Annotated in this window: 16 protein-coding genes and 1 pseudogene; all 17 read left to right on the top strand. The window is 69.3% G+C overall.

Annotation, left to right across the window (positions count from 1 at the left end; all coding sequences use genetic code 11):
• Positions 1–252 precede the first annotated feature (252 nt).
• The 17 genes and pseudogenes from FHR33_RS17600 (at position 253) to dprA (ending at position 17,153) form a co-directional block, all read left to right on the top strand.
• Positions 253–3,120: a sensor histidine kinase gene (locus FHR33_RS17600; protein ID WP_183648731.1), complete on the top strand. Its 2,868-nt coding sequence runs from the start codon at positions 253–255 to the stop codon at positions 3,118–3,120.
• Positions 3,117–3,539 carry a roadblock/LC7 domain-containing protein gene (locus tag FHR33_RS17595; protein ID WP_183648729.1) on the top strand — a complete coding sequence of 141 codons (423 nt, stop codon included), beginning with the start codon at positions 3,117–3,119 and terminating at the stop codon, positions 3,537–3,539. Before FHR33_RS17600 ends, FHR33_RS17595 begins: the two co-directional genes overlap by 4 nt.
• 5 nt (positions 3,540–3,544) lie before the next feature.
• The gene (locus tag FHR33_RS17590; RefSeq protein ID WP_312895586.1) at positions 3,545–3,934 is read left to right on the top strand and encodes a DUF742 domain-containing protein; all 390 of its coding nucleotides are present in this window, start codon (positions 3,545–3,547) and stop codon (positions 3,932–3,934) included.
• Positions 3,935–3,941: 7 nt separating this feature from the next.
• Positions 3,942–4,499, top strand: a complete 558-nt coding sequence (locus FHR33_RS17585; protein ID WP_183660138.1) for a GTP-binding protein — start codon at positions 3,942–3,944, stop codon at positions 4,497–4,499.
• Positions 4,500–4,554: 55 nt separating this feature from the next.
• Positions 4,555–6,111, top strand: a complete 1,557-nt coding sequence (gene ffh / locus FHR33_RS17580) for a signal recognition particle protein (RefSeq protein ID WP_183648727.1) — start codon at positions 4,555–4,557, stop codon at positions 6,109–6,111.
• 624 nt (positions 6,112–6,735) lie between these two features.
• On the top strand, positions 6,736–7,197 hold the full coding sequence (gene rpsP / locus FHR33_RS17575) for a 30S ribosomal protein S16 (protein WP_183648725.1): 462 nt from the start codon (positions 6,736–6,738) through the stop codon (positions 7,195–7,197).
• A 1-nt stretch (position 7,198) separates the two neighbouring features.
• On the top strand, positions 7,199–7,444 hold the full coding sequence (locus FHR33_RS17570) for an RNA-binding protein (RefSeq protein WP_183648723.1): 246 nt from the start codon (positions 7,199–7,201) through the stop codon (positions 7,442–7,444).
• A gap of 69 nt (positions 7,445–7,513) precedes the next feature.
• Positions 7,514–8,008 (top strand): ribosome maturation factor RimM, encoded by a 495-nt coding sequence (gene rimM, locus FHR33_RS17565; RefSeq protein ID WP_183648721.1) that lies wholly within the window; start codon positions 7,514–7,516, stop codon positions 8,006–8,008.
• The gene (trmD, locus tag FHR33_RS17560) at positions 8,005–8,778 is read left to right on the top strand and encodes a tRNA (guanosine(37)-N1)-methyltransferase TrmD (protein ID WP_183648719.1); all 774 of its coding nucleotides are present in this window, start codon (positions 8,005–8,007) and stop codon (positions 8,776–8,778) included. The genes rimM and trmD overlap by 4 nt, the downstream gene beginning before the upstream one ends.
• A 127-nt stretch (positions 8,779–8,905) precedes the next feature.
• A complete protein-coding gene (gene rplS, locus FHR33_RS17555) occupies positions 8,906–9,271 on the top strand; it encodes a 50S ribosomal protein L19 (RefSeq protein ID WP_183648716.1) in 366 nt (121 codons plus the stop codon).
• A gap of 135 nt (positions 9,272–9,406) precedes the next feature.
• Positions 9,407–10,198, top strand: a complete 792-nt coding sequence (lepB, locus tag FHR33_RS17550) for a signal peptidase I (protein WP_246451988.1) — start codon at positions 9,407–9,409, stop codon at positions 10,196–10,198.
• Between the two features lie 10 nt (positions 10,199–10,208).
• Entirely contained in the window at positions 10,209–10,778 is a 570-nt protein-coding gene (gene lepB / locus FHR33_RS17545; protein WP_183648710.1) for a signal peptidase I, read from the top strand.
• Positions 10,779–10,808: 30 nt separating this feature from the next.
• The gene (locus FHR33_RS17540; RefSeq protein WP_183648707.1) at positions 10,809–11,471 is read left to right on the top strand and encodes a ribonuclease HII; all 663 of its coding nucleotides are present in this window, start codon (positions 10,809–10,811) and stop codon (positions 11,469–11,471) included.
• An 18-nt stretch (positions 11,472–11,489) separates the two neighbouring features.
• A complete protein-coding gene (locus FHR33_RS17535) occupies positions 11,490–11,813 on the top strand; it encodes a DUF2469 domain-containing protein (RefSeq protein ID WP_067184127.1) in 324 nt (107 codons plus the stop codon).
• 1,042 nt (positions 11,814–12,855) lie between these two features.
• Positions 12,856–13,209, top strand: a complete 354-nt coding sequence (locus tag FHR33_RS17530) for a YraN family protein (protein ID WP_183648702.1) — start codon at positions 12,856–12,858, stop codon at positions 13,207–13,209.
• Positions 13,210–14,866, top strand: a pseudogene (locus tag FHR33_RS17525) (YifB family Mg chelatase-like AAA ATPase). It begins immediately after the preceding gene.
• Positions 14,867–15,965: 1,099 nt separating this feature from the next.
• Positions 15,966–17,153, top strand: a complete 1,188-nt coding sequence (gene dprA, locus FHR33_RS17520; RefSeq protein WP_183648699.1) for a DNA-processing protein DprA — start codon at positions 15,966–15,968, stop codon at positions 17,151–17,153.
• Positions 17,154–17,881 lie beyond the last annotated feature (728 nt).

The following is a 17,881-nucleotide window of genomic DNA, read 5'->3' as shown; positions in this document are numbered from 1 at the left end:
GTCGCCGCCCCTGCAATAAAAGTGGATCTGTTTGGAGCGTTCCATAAGTTGCATTGCATTGGCTGGGGATAGAAGGTTGTGCTCCAATTGCCCCGATACTTGCCTGCAACCACTCGTCTCACCGGCGAGCCGGTTCACTCCGCACATGCGCAGGCATCCCCGAGAGGTTACGACTTGTGAGCACAGCAACGACCGGTTCCGGTCGTGGCATCGCGCCGGAACCCCCGGGCCCCGCCAGAGGCTCGTGAGCCGATGCCCGAACCAGGTGAGGACGCCGGCAGGAAGATCGCCCTGCGTAACTGGCGAGTACGCACCAGACTGGTCGCGCTCATCGCCGTCCCGACCCTCGTGGCCGTCCTGCTCGGCGCGCTCCGCGTGACCACGTCGATCAGCAGCGCGGAGGAGTACGGGCGAGTCGCCGACGGAGCCGAACTGGTCGTCGCGCTCGGCGCGCTCGGTCACGAACTCGCGCTCGAACGCGACTTCTCGGCTCGGTACGCCGCGGCCAACAGGAGCGGCGACGACCTTCAGAGCCTCAAGAGTCAGTACCAGGCGGTCGACACCGCCGTCACCAAGGCCAAGTCCGCCGCGAACGCCGCCGAAGAATCCATGTCGGAGCTGGGACGGCGTCAGCTGGCGCAGGTGCGGGTCCGGCTCGACCAGCTGCCCCTTCTGCGGGCCACGGTCTCGGGTGAGGGCAGCCAGCTGCCTCCGCTGCCCGTCATGGAGAAGTACTCCGAGGTCATGTCGGACCTCCACCCCCTGTACGACGAGACCGTCCAGGGTATTTCCGACGACGAGCTCACCGTCACCAACGCCGCACTCGGCGCCATCGCCAGGTCCAAGGACGAGGTTTCCAAGCAGCGGGCACTGCTGGCGATCGCCTTGGTCAGAGGCAGGTTCGACGGCACGGAGTTCGACGCCTTCCTGTCGGCCAGGTCCAGCCGCGAGAGCGAGCGCAACGCCTTCCGCGCCGCGGCCACCCCCGCACAGAGGCAGTTCTACGACGACACGGTGACGGGCGCGGAGATCGGCCGCGCCGAGCTGTACGTCGCCAGGGCGGTCTACCTGCACAACCAGCGCACGTCGCTGCGCGCTCTCGACACCTCGACGACCCAGGACACATCGCGCTGGTTCGAGGCGATCACCAAGACCGCCGACCGGCTCTACACCGTCGAGAAGAACCTGTCCGGCTCCATCAGCATGAGGGCCGCCGAGCTCAGGGCCGCCGAGCAGCAGGTCGCCATCATCAACGTGGGCCTCGTCCTCGTGCTGCTCTTCATCGTCCTGGTCATCACCGCGATCATGGCGCGCTCCCTGGTGCTCCCCCTTCGACGGCTGCGCGGCGACGCGCTGGAGGTCGCGGGCAGGACGCTGCCGGGAATCGTCCAGAAACTGCGCGAGGAGGGGCACACCGCGGAGAGCGTCGAGGTGCCGCCCATCGGGGTCTCGTCCAGGGACGAGATCGGAGAAGTGGCCAGGGCCTTCGACGAGGTGCACCGCGAGGCCGTACGGCTGGCCGGCGAGGAGTCCAAGCTCCGCGCCAACGTCAACGCCATGTTCGTCAACCTCTCCCGCCGCAGCCAGACGCTCGTCGAGCGGCAGATCACCCTCATCGACGGCCTGGAGCAGGGCGAGCAGGACGAGCAGCGACTCGCGAACCTGTTCAAGCTGGACCACCTCGCCACCCGCATGCGGCGCAACTCCGAGAACCTCCTGGTCCTCGCCGGCCAGGACCCCCCGCGCCGCTGGAGCCAGCCGGTGCAGCTGGTCGACGTGGCCCGCGCCTCGCTGTCGGAGGTCGAGAACTACGACAGGGTGACGCTCCAGGTCCCCGGCGGCGCGGCCGTCGCGGGCCAGGCGGTCAACGACGTCATCCACCTGCTCGCCGAGCTGGTGGAGAACGCTCTGGCCTTCTCGCCTCGCGAGACCCACGTCGTGGTCTCGGGCAACAGGATCGACGGCGGCGGCGTGATGGTCTCCATCACCGACTCCGGCATCGGCATGACGCACGAGGAGATCGTCCAGGCCAACGAGCGCCTGGCCGTCGCCCCGACCGTGGACGTGTCGGTCTCGCGCCGCATGGGCCTGTTCGTGGTCTCGAGGCTGGCGCACAGGCACGGCATCAGGGTCCAGCTGCGCCCGCACGGCTCGGGCGGCCTGACCGCGATGGTGCTGCTGCCCGAATCGCTCCTGGGCGGCGCGTCCGCGCCCGCGATGGCCGGCTCGGGCATGGCAGGCTCGGGCATGGCGGGTTCCGGCATGGCCGGAGCCGGCGCCATGACGGGCGCCAGGGGCGGCGACGCCCGTACGCCGATGGGCTGGGGGAGCGAGCCGCAGCGGCCCGTCCCCTTCACCGCTGACACGGGGCCAGCATGGGCCTCCGACCCCGGCCCCATGGGCGGTCCAGGCGGCTGGCCCTCCGAGCCGGGGCCCACTCCCGGCTGGGGTGGCGCCGACAGCGTCGCCCCTGACCCGTGGCCCTCGGCGCCGCAGTGGCCCTCGGACCCCGGCGCGTGGGCCTCGGGCCCGCGCCAGGCGCCGAGCACCTTCGACAGCGGCGAGGCCGACGTATGGGCGCCCAGCAAGGGCGGCGGCGGAGGCTGGCAGGACACCTCGCCCCCCGACCCCGCGTCGTCCTGGTCCTTCCAGGACAGGGAGCCCACCGTCCAGCGGCCCGGCAGGTACGACTTCCCCTCGGTCGAGTCGAACCCGACAGGTCCCATCCCGGCCGTGAAGCCCTCCACGGGCGACGAGTTCCTGCCGATCTTCGCCTCGGTCGAGTCGGCCTGGTTCGACAAGGGCGACGAGAGCGCCTCGTGGGGATCGTCCAAGGCGGACGCGGGATGGACGGCCGCCGAGGCCGTACGGGAGCCCGTCAAGGACGGGTCCACCGCCGCGGGGCTGCCCAAGCGGGTCCCGAAGGCCAACCTCGTGCCCGGCTCCGCCGACACCTCGGCCCCCAAGGGTGTCGCCCCCATGCCGGAGATCTCACCGGAGCGGGTGCGCAACAGGTTCTCGAGCTTCCAACAGGGGCTCAGGGCCGCACGCGACGACATCGGCGAGGGCCGCTACCAGGGCGGCCCGAGAACCGTTGACAACAGGGAGGAGGACGAGTGAACGACCTGAGCCACGCGGCGCGCGGGGTCGACTGGTTGATCACCGACTTCGTGAGCAATGTCCCCGGCGTCGCTCACGCGGTAGTGGTCTCCTCGGACGGATTACCGCTGGCCGCCTCCGCAGGCTTCCCCGCCGATCGGGCCGACCAGCTGGCGGCCATAGCCTCGGGCCTGATCAGCCTCACACAGGGGGCGGCGCGGGTCTTCGAGGGTGGCCCCGTCACCCAGACGATCGTGGAGATGCAGCGCGGCCTGATGCTGATCATGTCGATCAGCGACGGCTCGTGCTTGGCAGTGCTGGCAGCGCCCGATTGCGATATGGGGCTGGTGGCGTATCAGATGACACTGATGGTGGAGCGGGCGGGGCAGGTTCTCACTCCTGCCGTACGCGCCGAGCTCCGCGCGACCCAGACCAGGTGATGCAGGTGTCGGACCCCAGATGGAACACCGGCGGCGACTGGCAGCCGCAGCCTCATTCGGAGCCCGCCTCGCCGGTCCGTCCATACGCGGTGACGGGCGGGCGTACGGCGCCGCGGGTGAAGTTCGCGATGGAGGCCCTGGTCTCCTCCGCCACGGTCGAACCGCGCGACCTGTCGCACATGCCGGAGTACGCGGCGATCAGCCAGCTGTGCCGCAGCGTCAGGTCGGTGGCGGAGATCTCGGCCCTCCTGCGGATCCCCCTCGGCGTGGTCAGGGTGCTGATCTCGGACATGGCGACGGAGGGACTGGTACGGGTGCACCAGCCGCAGCTCGACGCCGGCAAGCCCGACATCAACTTGCTCGAAAGGGTGCTCAGTGGACTTCGCAGGCTCTAGCCGCGGACTGACCTCGACGAAGATCGTCGTGGCCGGCGGCTTCGGCGTGGGCAAGACGACGTTCGTGGGTGCGGTGTCGGAGATCCTGCCGCTCACCACCGAGGCGGTCATGACGAACGCCTCGGCGGCGGTGGACGACCTGTCGCTCACCCCGAACAAGACGACCACGACCGTGGCGATGGACTTCGGCAGGGTGTCGCTGGACCAGGACCTGATCCTGTACCTGTTCGGCACGCCTGGCCAGCACCGGTTCTGGTTCATGTGGGACGACCTGGTGCGCGGCGCCATCGGTGCCGTCGTGCTGGTCGACACCAGGCGCCTGGCCGACAGCTTCCCCGCCGTCGACTACTTCGAGGAGGCGAAGCTTCCCTTCGTGGTCGGCCTGAACGGCTGGGACGGTCACCAGCTCCACACCGAGGAGGAGGTGCGCGACGCGCTCACGCTGTCGGCGCACGTCCCGATCGTCAGGCTGGACGCGCGCTCACGCGATTCGGTGAAAAGCGCGCTGATCACCCTGGTGGAGCACGCGTTGACCGTCCGCATGGCCGTACCCGGTCTCCAGTAGCGGTTAGGCTGAGTCGCAAGACCACGCATATTCGCTTCGAGGACTGGCCAACCACGTGTTCGAGACGCTTTCCGACCGGCTGACATCGGTCTTCTCCTCCCTCCGATCCAAGGGTCGGCTGTCCGACGCCGACATCGACGCCACGTGCCGCGAGATCCGCATCGCGCTGCTCGAGGCCGACGTCGCGCTGCCTGTGGTCAAGGCGTTCGTCGCCCAGGTCAAGGAGCGGGCGCGCGGCGTCGAGGTCTCTCAGGCGCTCAACCCCGCCCAGCAGGTCGTCAAGATCGTCAACGACGAGCTGATCGGCATCCTGGGCGGGGAGACCCGCAGGCTCCGCTACGCCAAGACGCCGCCCACGGTCATCATGCTGGCCGGTCTGCAGGGCGCGGGTAAGACGACTCTGGCGGGCAAGCTGGCCAAGTGGCTGCGCGACCAGGGCCACGCGCCCATGCTGGTCGCCGCCGACCTGCAGCGCCCCAACGCGGTGACGCAGCTGCAGGTCGTGGGCGAGCGCGCCCAGGTCGCGGTGTTCGCGCCCTCGCCCGGCAACGGCGTCGGCGACCCCGTGGAGGTCGCGCGCGAGTCCATCGAGCAGGCCAGGCGCCAGCAGCACGACATCGTCATCATCGACACCGCCGGCCGCCTGGGCATCGACCAGGAGCTGATGAAGCAGGCCGCCGACATCCGCGACGCGGTCTCGCCAGACGAGGTCCTGTTCGTCGTCGACGCCATGATCGGTCAGGACGCGGTCACCACCGCGCAGGCCTTCATGGAGGGCGTCGGCTTCGACGGCGTCGTGCTCACCAAGCTCGACGGCGACGCCAGGGGCGGCGCCGCGCTGTCGGTGCGGCACATCACCGGCAGGCCGATCATGTTCGCCTCGACCGGTGAGAAGCTCGAGGACTTCGACGCCTTCCACCCCGACCGGATGGCCTCCCGCATCCTCGACATGGGTGACATCCTCACCCTGATCGAGCAGGCGCAGAAGACCTTCGACGAGGACCAGGCCGCCAAGATGGCGGGCAAGCTGACCTCGGGCGAGAACTTCACGCTCGAGGACTTCCTCGAGCAGATGCAGATGGTCCAGAAGATGGGGCCCATCAAGAACCTGCTCGGCATGATGCCCGGCATGGGGCAGATGCGCGACCAGATCAACTCCATCGACGACCGCGACCTCGACCGCATCGCGGCGATCATCCGCTCGATGACGCCGGGCGAGCGGCAGGACCCGAAGATCATCAACGGATCGCGGCGCTCGCGCATCGCCAACGGCGCCGGCGTGTCGGTCACCGCCGTCAACAACCTGGTCACCCGCTTCTTCGAGGCGCAGAAGATGATGAAGCGGATGGCGGGCGGCATGGGCATCCCCGGGATGCCTGGCGGCAGGAAGGCCGCCAAGGCCGCGCAGAAGAAGACCAAGAAGGGGCGTCGCGTGAGCGGCGACCCGCGCAAGGCCGCGCTCGGCAAGGGCCCAGCCACTCCTGAGGAGGCGGCCCCCGCCAAGGGCGGCGCGCTGGGCAACCTGGGCGGGCTCGGCGGCAAGCTGCCCAAGGGGATGGAGCTGCCGCCCGGCTTCGACCCCTCCAAGCTGAAGCTTCCCGGCCAGCAGTGATGTCCGGCAAGCGCACGCGCCTGATCATCGCGGTCCTCGTGCTCGCGATCGCCGTCCTCACGGCGCTGCAGGCGCTCGGCGTCGGACCGCGGACCTGAGACGGCCGTGCGGCGGGCTGCCCCGCCGCACGGCCGTCCGTCTTCCCGCACCCTCGTCTACGGCCGTCTGTCCGCGCCGTCGCACGGCTGTTTCTCCACCGTCCTGCGCGGCCGTCCGTCCGCCGTCACGTGCGGTCGTTTCCCCACGGCCTTGTGGAGCCGTCAGCCCTGCCGTTCTGTACGCGGCCGTTTCTCCGCCGTCCTGGACGGCGGGGCGGCAGGTGATGCGTCAGGGGCGCCTCCTGGCGACGGCTTCTCCCGGGGTGTGGGGGCAGGGTCGGAGGAGTCGTCCTGGGTGGTCCGGTCAGGCGAGAGCGCCGGGATGGCCGAGACTTTGCGGTGACCTGTCGTAGCCGGTCGAAGGCAGTACCAATGGTCTGGCACAATGACATGTTGGAACACCGTGACCAGGTGGGTGCCCTCTCACCTCCCGCCGGCCACGCCTGTCCCTCGAACCGGTGCCTTGTCGTGCCCCACTCGGCGAGGCGAGGTTCACCCACGCTCTAATGCAGGAGAGACCACACCAGTGGCAGTCAAGATCAAGCTCAAGCGGCTCGGCATGATCCGCAACCCGCAGTACCGCATCGTCGTCGCCGACAGCCGCACCAAGCGTGACGGCAGGGCGATCGAGGAGATCGGTCTGTACCACCCGAAGGAGAACCCCTCCTTCATCAAGATCGACGCTGAGCGCGCCGCTTACTGGCTGGGTGTCGGCGCGCAGCCGACCGAGCCGGTCCTCAAGCTGCTCAAGCTCACCGGCGACTGGCAGAAGTTCAAGGGCGAGGCCGCCCCTGAGCCGCTGAAGGTCGCCGAGCCCAAGCCCGACCGTCACGCCATCTACGAGGCCGCGGCCAAGGAGTCGCTGTCCGGTGGCGACACCGGCACGACCGCCACCACGCCGAAGAAGGCCAAGAAGAAGGAAGAGGCCGCGGAGCCCGCCGCTGAGGCCCCCGCCGAGGCCCCCGCCGAGACTCCGGCCGAGGCCTGACATGCTCGAGGAGGCCCTTGAGCACCTCGTCAAGGGCATCGTCGAGAATCCCGACGATGTCCGGGTCCGCGCACGCCGCATTCGCAGCGGGCGCGTCCTCGAGGTCCGGGTCCACCCCGAGGACCTCGGTAAGGTCATCGGTCGCGGCGGTCGCACGGCCAAGGCGTTGCGCACAGTGATCAACGCCCTGTCCGACGGCAAGTACGTACGGGTCGACCTGCTCGACCTGGACGAGGCCGTCCGCTAGAAGGCAGTTTTGGGCGCCCCCATCGGCTCGGTCCGGTGGGGGCTGCTTTTCGTATCCGTGGAGGATCAGGTGCAGCTAGTCGTCGGCAGGATCGGCCGTCCGCATGGAGTGCGCGGCGAGGTGACCGTCGAGGTCCGCACCGACGAGCCGAGCCTGCGCTTCGCCGCGGGCGCGACGCTCGACAGCGCGCGCGGCCCGTTGACGGTCGAGGGCCACCGCTGGAACAAGGGCGTGCTGCTGGTGCGCTTCGAGGGCGTGCTGTCCAGGGAGGCGGCCGAGGAGCTGCGCGACACGCTGCTGGTCATCGACTCCGAGGACCTGCCACCCTCCGACGACCCCGACGAGTTCCACGACCACCAGCTGATCGGGCTGGCCGTGGTCACCGTCCAGGGGGAGCCGGTGGGCGAGGTCACCGACGTGCTCCACCACGGCCAGGACCTTCTGGTGGTCGGACGCGCCGGCGAGGACGACGCGCTCATCCCGTTCGTCAAGGCGCTGGTGCCCGAAGTCGACGTGGCAGGCGGCAAGCTGGTGGTCGATCCGCCCGAGGGCCTGCTGTCATGAGGCTCGACATCATCTCGATCTTCCCCGAGTACTTCTCGCCGCTCGACGTGTCACTGATCGGCAAGGCGCGCGAGCGCGGCACCCTCGACGTGCGGCTCCACCAGCTGCGCGACTGGGCGCGCGACGTGCACAAGACCGTCGACGACACCCCGTACGGCGGCGGCCCCGGCATGGTCATGAAGCCCGAGATCTGGGGCGCGGCCATCGACGAGATCACCGAGGGCGGTACGCCCCGCATGATCGTCCCGACCCCCAGCGGCCGCCCCTTCACCCAGGGCCTGGCCCAGGAGCTGGCCCAGGAGCCGTGGCTGCTGTTCTGCTGCGGCCGCTACGAGGGCATCGACTCCCGCGTCATGGACGAGTACGGCACGCGCATGCGCGTCGACGAGGTCAGCATCGGCGACTACGTCCTGGCCGGCGGCGAGGTGGCGGTCCTGGTGATGGTCGAGGCGATCGGCCGCCTGCTGCCCGGCGTGCTCGGCAACGCCCACTCGGCCGTCGACGACTCCTTCGCGCCAGGAGCGATGCAGAACCTGCTCGAGGGGCCCGTCTACACCAAGCCGCCGGTATGGAGAGGGCGCGAGGTGCCCGAGGTGTTGCTGTCGGGACACCACGGCAAGGTGGCGAGGTGGCGCAGGGACGAGGCGCTGCGCCGTACCATGAAGAACCGGCCCGATCTGGTCGAGGCGCTCGACGCCTCGGCTCTTGACAAGCGTGACAGGGAGCTGCTGCTCTCGTTTCGCGCTGAGCCGGAAGATATGGCAGACTGAATCGCTGGTGTGCCCGTCGTAGGCCACCTGATTCATCCAAACCAGCAGGCGTGTCCCCCTCGTCGCGGCGTCAAGGCGCTGCCGGGTGGACCTCCGCATGCTCGCTAAACGTTGAGGATACGCTCTCATGCACACGAAGATCCAGGAGCTCGAGAAGGCCACCCTTCGCAGCGACGTCCCGGGCTTCCGTCCCGGTGACACGCTCGAGGTGCACGTCCGAGTCGTCGAAGGCAGCCGCTCCCGCGTCCAGGTCTTCAAGGGCTTCGTGCTCCGCCGCCAGGGCAGTGGCGCCCGCGAGACCTTCACGGTCCGCAAGGTCAGCTACGGTGTCGGCGTCGAGCGCACCTTCCCCGTCCACAGCCCGGTCATCGAGAAGATCGCGCTGCTGACCCGCGGTGACGTCCGTCGCGCCAAGCTCTACTACATGCGTGACCTGCGCGGCAAGGCCGCCCGGATCCGCGAGAAGCGCGAGGCGCTGCCCGCCGGCAAGTAAGGCTTCCACCGAACGACCCCGTGACCCGCAGGTCACGGGGTCTTTTGGCTTTGCAGGGACATTTCCTTTATGTGGAGCGCCGCTGGGACACGTGTACCCTCCCTCGAGCAGGGCCTTCATCTAGGCTCGTCAGCGATGAAAAGCGAGAGCCAGGACAAGGTGGACGTGGCGGCTGCCAGGAGGAAAGGGTCGTTCTGGAAAGAACTGCCCGTGCTCGTGGTCCTGGCCCTGCTGCTGGCCCTGGTCGTGAAGACCTTCGTGCTCCAGGCGTTCTACATTCCGTCCGAGTCCATGGAGAACACCCTGCTGACCAACGACAGGGTGCTGGTCAACAAGCTCGTCTATCACACGCGTGATGTCGAGCGCGGCGACGTCGTCGTCTTCTCGGGCACCGACTCGTGGGACGAGAGGGTCCCCTCCGAGGAGTCCGCCAACCCCATCGCCGCCTTCTTCCGCTGGGTTGGCACCGCCTTCGGCGTGGTGCCCGGCGAGAAGGACTACATCAAGCGCGTCATCGGAGTCGGCGGCGACACCGTCAAGTGCTGCGACGCCAAGGGACGCGTGACGGTCAACGGGACAGCACTGGACGAATCGTCTTACCTCTATCCTGGCAATGTGCCCTCCCAGACCTACTTCGCGGCCAAGGTGCCGCAGGGACGGCTCTGGGTCATGGGCGACCACCGGCAGGTGTCGCTCGACTCCCGCGAGCACACCTCCGACCCCGGAGGCGGCACGATCCCTGTCGACCAGGTCATCGGCCGCGCCTTCCTCATCGTCTGGCCCTTCTCCCGGGCCACGACCCTGTCCATCCCCGAGACGTTCGCGCAGCCCGCCGCCGCTCTGGCAGGGGCGGCTCCGGCCATGGCCGGGTTCGCCGGTGCCCTGCCGCTGGTGTGGCTGCGTCGACGCTGGCTTGCGAGGCGGTAGCCGTACCCCCATGGCAGTTGAAGAGAGCAAGAAGCGCAAAGGCGGGCTCAAGGAGACGTTCTTCCTGATCGCGCTGGGCGTGGGTGTGGCGCTACTGCTACAGGCCTTCGTCGTCAGGTCCTTCTCCATCCCCTCGGAGTCGATGGAGAACACCCTCCGCATCGGCGACAGGGTGAGCGTCAACAAGCTGCACGGCGCCAGCGAGCGCGGCGACATCGTGGTGTTCAAGGGCTGGAACAACGAGGACACCATCAAACGGGTCATCGCGGTCGGCGGCGACAAGATCGTCTGTTGCGACGCCAAGAAGCGCATCACGGTCAACGGGATCGCGCTGGACGAGAACTACCTGTTCCCCGACGACTACCCCTCGGGGGAGAAATTCTCCTACACCGTGCCCGACGGGAAGCTCTGGTTGATGGGCGACCATCGCTCGGCCTCGGTCGACTCCAGGAGCCACGTGCGCGAGGCTGGCGAGTGGATCTCCGAGGAGCAGGTGATCGGCAGGGCGTGGGCCATCTACTGGCCGTTCTCCCACGCCACGATCCTGTCGAGGCCGGAGATCTTCGACAAGGTGCGGTGAGTCGCGGATGAGGCGTACGCTGCCTGTGTCATGTTTCGACCACGTCCTAGCGTTGTCCGGCGCGATTCCGGGCTCTACGCCTACGAGCGGGCGCTGGCGCGCAGGGGGCTCACCCCGATCGCCGGAGTCGACGAGGCGGGCAGGGGCGCCTGCGCCGGACCCCTCGTGGTCGCGGCGGTCGTGCTGAGGCGCGAGATCCAGGGGCTGGCCGACTCCAAGCTGCTGACGGCCGCCGTCAGGTCCGAGCTCCACGAGCAGATCATGGCGTCGGCGGAGGTCGGCGTCGTCGTCATCCCGCCCACCGAGATCGACGCCCGAGGGCTGCACAAGTGCAACATCGCGGGAATGCGGCGGGCCGTGGCGCGGTTGTCGTTCGTTCCCGAGTACATCCTCACCGACGGCTTTCCGGTGCCTGGACTGCCGGCGCCGTCGCTGGCCGTGTGGAAGGGAGACCAGATCGCCGCCTGCGTCGCCGCGGCGTCCATCGTGGCGAAGGTGACGCGGGACAGGATGATGACGGAGCTGTCCTCGGTCTTTCCCGAGTACGGCTTCGACGAGCACAAGGGGTATGTGACTCCGGCCCACCGGCGCGCGTTGCGCGCGCACGGGCCGTGCCCGCACCACCGCTTCTCCTTCGTGACGGTGTCACGGACCTTCGTGGGGGAGAATGGAGTGGGGGCAGGAGTTGCCTGATCAGGCTGGAGGACCGGGATGAGCGCAGAGGATCTCGAGAAGTACGAAACCGAGATGGAGCTGCAGCTATACCGCGAATACCGTGACGTGGTCGGGCTGTTCACGTACGTCGTCGAGACGGAACGACGGTTCTACCTGACGAACTCGGTGGATCTCGACGTGCGGACGGCGGAGAACGGGGACGTGTTCTTCGACGTGAAGATGCAGGATGCGTGGGTGTGGGACATGTACAGGCCGGCACGGTTTGTGAAGAACGTGCGGGTGGTGACGTTCAAGGATGTGAACGTGGAGGAACTGGCCAAGCCTGACCTGGAGATGCCCAAGGAGGGGTTCTCCGGGTGAGCGTCGGGTCTCTGCCCGGGGTGTGACCTGGGGCGTCCTGGGTTCGGCGGCTTCGGGGCTGCGGCTCTTCGCCATGTGACGTCTCGGCAGGCCGCTCTTCCGAGGGAGCGGTCCTGTCGCGCCCCAGGCATCCACCATTCACACGGAGACCCGCTCTTCCCACCCCGCGACTCCACTCGCCTCGCGCCCCGGTTGGGTTGTGCGCTCTCGTCCCTGCGGCTCCCCTCGCCCTGCGGCGCCCATCCGGTCTGCATGGCGCGCTCTCGCGACTGCGGCTCCATGTGCCCTGCGGCGCCCATCCGGTCTGTATGGCGCGCTCTCGCGATTTGGTGGCTCCACCCCGCTCTACGGGTGCGCCTTCTGGCGGCTCCCATCCACCACCCGGCGACGCCCTCTGCGCTCTGCGGCTCCTGTCCTGCGCGGCCGTTCTAGATGTGGGTCCACTCGCGGTGTGGCCTGTCCTGCTGCACGGGTTCGTCGAGCTGCGGCTCCGACTCGCCTTGCGGGGCTCACGTGTGCTGTTGGTCTGCTCGCCTCGCCTTGCGGTGCCGTCCGGAGTTCCGCCTGCTTCTCGGTCTTGCCTGAGATGCGGCTTCACCTGCCTTGCGTGGCCGCCCGAGATGTGGGTCCACTCGCGCTGTGGCCTGTCTCGCTCTACGGGTTCGTCGTCCTGCGGCTCCGATTCACCCTGCACGGCTTACCCCCGCCCGCTGTTGGTCTACTCCTCTTGCGGTGCACGCTCTGCGGCTCCACCTGATCTGCAGCTCTACAAGCGCGGTGGCTCGCCCCTCCCTTCGGCCTGCTCCGTGGGCCGCGTGTGGCTCTCAACCCTGGGCTCAGCCCCTGCGCCTCTAGAGTCTGTCCCTCTCTCCGTCCTGCCCTGCCGGTCCTGCCCTGCCGGTCCTGCCCTGCCGGTCGACCCCGTCACGGGTGTCGGTTATCCACAGCTCATTGACCTCCACTGCCCTCTATCCACAGAACCCCGCTCGACCCCATCGCTCCACCGCGCTCTCCGGAAAACTCGCGCCCCGGAGGTGGTCCCATGGCATCGAAAGACGAGCTGGGCAAACAGGGCGAGCAACTCGCCGTCGACTACCTGCGTGCCGAAGGCATGCAGATCCTCGACAGGAACTGGCGCTGCCGCCAAGGCGAGATCGACGTGGTCGCCGAGCACGACCAGAAGCTGATCGTCGTCGAGGTCAAGACCCGATCAGGCCGCACCCACGGCACCGCCCTGGAGGCCGTCCGCCCCGCCAAGCTGGCCCGCCTGCGCATGCTCGCCGCCAAATGGCTCGCCGCCCAGCCCCGAAGCTTCGACTCCGTCCGCGTCGACGTGATCGCCCTCGAACAGATCGGCGGCGACTTCGCCCTGCGCCACGTCAGGGGGGCGATCTAGATGGCGGTGGCCCGCACCCGCAGCGTCACCCTCATCGGCGTCACAGGACGCAGCGTCGAGGTCGAGGCCGACGTCGGCAGCGGCCCTGGCAGGCATCCACCTGATCGGCCTGCCCGACACCGCGCTGAGCGAGGCGCGCGACAGGGTGCGCTCCGCGATGGTCAACAGCCACTACCCGTGGCCAGATGCCCGCATCACCGTGAGCCTCTTCCCTGCCAGCCTGCCCAAACGCGGCAGTCAGTTCGATCTCGCCATCGCCATCGCGATCATGGGTGCGGCCGGGGCTGTACCCGCCGACCGGATCGCCGAGCCGTTCTTCCTGGGCGAGCTCGGGCTCGACGGGCGGCTCAGAGCCGTACGAGGGGTGCTGCCCTCGGTACTCGGCGCGGTGGAGAGCGGAGGCTCGACGGTGGTCGTCCCCGCCGCCAACGCCGCCGAGGCCGCGCTGGTGCCGGACGTCACCGTGGTGCCCATCGACGACCTGCGCCAGCTCGTGGAATGGCTGCGCCGAGGCGACGCGCCCCCTCGCCTGCGACTCGTGCCCGACGAACTCCCCGGCAACGAATCGCACCCAGACGGCGAAGGCCCTCCTCAAGACCCCGGACGTGCGTCCCAGGACGCCCCGCCGGGTCGGAGGCTCACCGTGGTCGGCTCCGGGGCCCAGACGGCCCCAGGGCTCACCTTCGAGACGGATCGTCCGCCCGTCGACCTGTCCGACGTGGTCGGCCAGCCGCTCGGACGGCGCGCGCTCGAGGTCTCCGCGGCGGGCGGCCACAACCTCTGGATGCTCGGTCCGCCAGGCACCGGCAAGACGCTCCTGGCCGAGCGTCTGCCGACCCTCCTCCCCGACCTCGACGTCGACCAGGCGCTCGAGGTGACGGCGATCCACTCCATCGCAGGGGTCCTGCCGTCCAACAGCCCGATGATGAGCCGGCCGCCGTTCGTGAGCCCGCACCACACGGCGAGCGTCGCCTCGATCGTCGGCGGCGGTAGCAACGTCGTGCGCCCCGGTGCAGTGTCCCTGGCCCATCACGGCGCGCTGTTCCTGGACGAGGCTCCCGAGTTCCCCCGGCACGTGCTCGATTCGCTCCGCCAGCCGCTGGAGGCAGGCAGGGTGACCGTGTCGCGCGCGGTCGGCACGATCACCTTCCCCGCGAAGTTCATGCTCGTCCTCGCCGCGAACCCCTGTCCCTGTGCGCAGCCCGCGGGCGCGGGCGAGCGCTGCCAGTGCTCACCCGCCGCCAGGCGCCGCTACCTGGGCAGGCTCTCGGGTCCTCTGCTCGACCGCATCGACATGAAGGTGACCATCGCCCGGTCGAGCAGGCGCGAACTCATGGCCGACCGCCAGTTCGTCGAGACCAGCAAGGTGGTGGCCGAACGCGTGCAGATGGCCCGCGAGCGTTCGGCCAAACGGCTGGCCGGGACGCCGTGGAGGACGAACGCCGAAATCCCCGCCGCAGTCTTGCACGCCGACTATCGCCCATCGGAGGCGGCGATGAAACCGATGACCGCCTGCCTCGACGCTGGCAGCCTCAGCGCTCGCGGCCTCGACCGCGTGGTACGCCTCGCCTGGACCATCGCCGACCTTGAAGGCAAAGACCGCCCCGACGTCTCAGAAACCTCCACCGCCCTGGCCCTTTGGCTAGGCGTCGCCTGAGCCCGCGCCCCACAGCAAGGCACCGCCAACCTGCGGCCCTCGCAAGGCATCGCCTGCCTAGCCCTACAGCAAGGCACCGCCCACCTTCGCCCTACAGCAAGGTGCCGCCCAACCCCGGCGTTCAGCAGGGTGCCGCCCAAGCCCGGCGTTCAGCAGGGTGCCGCCCAAGCCCGGCGTTCAGCAGGGTGCCGCCCAACCCCCGCCGTTCAGGGCGTCGCTCAAACCCCGGACTTCAGCCGGGCGTCGTCTGACCTCAGCCCCACGGAAGGCGGTGTCTGATCCCCGAAGTCCCACTCGGTTTCGTCCAGTACCTCAGCTCTCTGACAGCGTGTCGCCCGATCGCCCCAGCCCTCTTGATGGGATTCGCCCCGGCCGCCACCTCGCCCCCATCGCCCAGAATCCCGCAGGCACTCCCTCCACCCCGACGGCAACCACCCAACAGCCCACAGCCGTGCGACCTCGTAAGCCTCCGGACGCCACCCGAGATGCCGGCGCCCGGGTTGCCGATGCCAGGAGCCGTCGTGCTGGCCGCCCTCGACCGCCCCAGCCGTACGGCACGCGAAACGAGATCCGGAGGGCCTGGCCGAGACCTCGGCGAGGACACAGCCAGTCCCCACTGAAAAGAGAGGACATTAATCGGACGTCCTCGCGAGAACGACGGGAGCGTGAAGACATGACCGCCTGTCCTGGTCCGACCCCCGACGGCACCCAGGAACCAGCCCTGCAACGTCACCATCCAACCCACCCGGCACAGGACACCGTCATCACAGAACACCCCTCACCCCAACCACCCGCAGCAGGGCCGGCCGCACCTGCGCCACTCGGGCCGGATGCGCTCGGGCCGGACCCGCTCGGGCCGGACCCGCTGGAACAGTCACTGAGGCGAGCGGTCGATCCGCCAACCCACTCATCAAGCCGAGCGGTCGATCCGCTGTGCCCATCACCTGACGAGGCGCCCGAGTTGCTGACCCGGTTGGTGAGTCAGGCGCCCGGCCCGGTGGCCCAGTCTCCAGGTCGAGCTCTCGAGCCGTCGGTCGACTCGACGAGCCAGGCGCCCGACCTCAGGGACACTTCCGCCCGCATCCCCCAGGACCCTGGCATGCATCCACCTTCGCACGGCGACGATCGGGAGCTCCTGGCGCGCGCCGCCCTCATGCGAGCCGCCGACGTCGGTGACGTCATCATGGGACGTCTCGTCCGGCTGTACGGCTCCGCGGCGACCGTCGAGATGATCTTCCGTGGCATCCTCCCGGAGGACTTCGTCGAAAAGGAGATCGCACGCAGGGGCGACCCGGAGCACGCCGCCGCACTGGATCGCCGGTTGCGTGCCTGGCAGGCACGGCTCCAGGCCGCAGCCCCCGCCACCGACCTCGAGGCCGGTCACGAGGCTGGAGCCAGGCTGGTCATCCCGGGAGCCGCCGAGTGGCCCACCCAGCTGGACGCGCTCGGCCACAGCCGTCCACTCGGGCTGTGGGTGCACGGCAGCGCCGACCTCCGCTACTCCTGTCTGCGCTCGGTGGCGATGGTGGGCGCCCGCTCCGCCACCGCGTACGGCGTGCACGTCGCGGCCGAGTTCGGCATCGGACTCAGCGAAGCCAATTGGACCATCGTCTCGGGAGGCGCGTACGGCATCGACGGAGCTGCCCACCGGGGAGCTCTCGCCGGCCCTGCCCCGACCATCGCCGTGCTCGCATGCGGTACCGATGTCTGCTACCCGAGCGCGCACCACGACCTGTTCGCCGCGATCAGGCGTCAGGGCGCTGTGGTCAGCGAGTGCCCGCCGGGCGTTCACCCGACGCGTGCGCGATTCCTCATCAGGAACCGGCTCATCGCGGCGCTGTCCAGGGGCACCCTCGTGGTGGAGGCGGCGGTTCGCAGCGGCGCTCTCAACACCGCGACCCACGCCGCCAACCTCGGACGCCACCTCGCTGCGGTGCCTGGCCCGATCACCTCGGAGATGTCCCTCGGCTGCCACAAACTGCTGCGTGAAAGGAACGCGGTCTGCGTGACGTCCCCTGCGGAGATGATCGAACTCGTCGGGATGATCGGCGACGACCTGGCTCCCACGCCAAGGGGCCCAGTGGTACCCCGCGACACCCTGAACGACGAGACCCGGAGCGTACTGGACGCCGTTCCGAGCCGCGGTGGCGCAGGACCCGCCTCGATCGCGGTGGCGGCAGGGGTGGACCTGAAGACAGCCTTGAGCTGTTTGGGCGGACTCGCCGCCGCAGGCTACATCGAACGCGTCCCCAAGGGCTGGCGCCTCCGAAGAGGCCACCCGAACTGACCGATCACCGCCCTAGGGTTCAGAGGCGACCGAGTCACCCTGCACGTGCGTGGCGGACCGCCGATTCCCTCGTGCGGCTGGATGTTCGCAGGCCAGGTCGCCACCATGCCGCAAGGGCTCCCCGAATACGGCATGCGTCGGCATGCGTGGCCACCAGTGACAGCGCCGACGGCCGCAAGTCGTGAACGTGGTGATTGCTCGAAAAGAGGAGATCACGGTCGTGGATCGCGGTGTGGGCCAGGAAGGGCGGCTTGTGAAAGGGGCGGCTCGCGTGGGTGGGCCGCGGTCTGGAAGATCGCGGGATGGTGGGCCGCGGTGGGATGAGGGGGTGGGCGGTTCGTGAGAGTGGCGGCTCACGTGGGTCGGCCTCGATGGGGAAGATTGCGGGACGGCGGGCCGCGGTGGGGCCAGGGTGGGCGTCGTGTGAGAGGGCGGGTCCGGGAGCGGTTTGCGTTGGGGTGAGATCACGGGGGTGGGCCGCGGTGGGGTCGAGGTGGGCGGTTCGTGAGGGGGGCGGCTCGCGTGGGTGGGCCGCGGCGGCGAAGATCGCGGGATGTCGGGCCGCGTTGGGGTCAGGGGTGGGCGGTTCGTAAGAGGGGCGCCTCGGGGGGTGGTTCGCGTTGGGGAAGATCTCAGGATGGTGGATCGCGGTGGGCGGTGGGGTCGGGGTGGGCGGTTCGTGAGGGGGGCGGCTCGCGTGGGTGGGCCGCGGCGGCGAAGATCGCGGG

The sequence above is a fragment of the Nonomuraea dietziae genome, assembly GCF_014195505.1.
Classification (GTDB): Bacteria; Actinomycetota; Actinomycetes; order Streptosporangiales; family Streptosporangiaceae; genus Nonomuraea; species Nonomuraea roseola.
This window is presented reverse-complemented; position numbering and strand designations above follow the sequence as displayed.

Bases quoted from the DNA above. Each gene is read 5' to 3' on its own strand.
- FHR33_RS17600 (WP_183648731.1), top strand. From the start codon at position 253: ATGCCCGAACCAGGTGAGGACGCCGGCAGGAAGATCGCCCTGCGTAAC.
- FHR33_RS17570 (WP_183648723.1), top strand. From the start codon at position 7,199: ATGCTCGAGGAGGCCCTTGAGCACCTCGTCAAGGGCATCGTCGAGAAT.
- trmD (WP_183648719.1), top strand. From the start codon at position 8,005: ATGAGGCTCGACATCATCTCGATCTTCCCCGAGTACTTCTCGCCGCTC.
- rplS (WP_183648716.1), top strand. From the start codon at position 8,906: ATGCACACGAAGATCCAGGAGCTCGAGAAGGCCACCCTTCGCAGCGAC.
- lepB (WP_246451988.1), top strand. From the start codon at position 9,407: ATGAAAAGCGAGAGCCAGGACAAGGTGGACGTGGCGGCTGCCAGGAGG.
- lepB (WP_183648710.1), top strand. From the start codon at position 10,209: ATGGCAGTTGAAGAGAGCAAGAAGCGCAAAGGCGGGCTCAAGGAGACG.
- FHR33_RS17540 (WP_183648707.1), top strand. From the start codon at position 10,809: ATGTTTCGACCACGTCCTAGCGTTGTCCGGCGCGATTCCGGGCTCTAC.
- FHR33_RS17535 (WP_067184127.1), top strand. From the start codon at position 11,490: ATGAGCGCAGAGGATCTCGAGAAGTACGAAACCGAGATGGAGCTGCAG.
- FHR33_RS17530 (WP_183648702.1), top strand. From the start codon at position 12,856: ATGGCATCGAAAGACGAGCTGGGCAAACAGGGCGAGCAACTCGCCGTC.
- dprA (WP_183648699.1), top strand. From the start codon at position 15,966: ATGCATCCACCTTCGCACGGCGACGATCGGGAGCTCCTGGCGCGCGCC.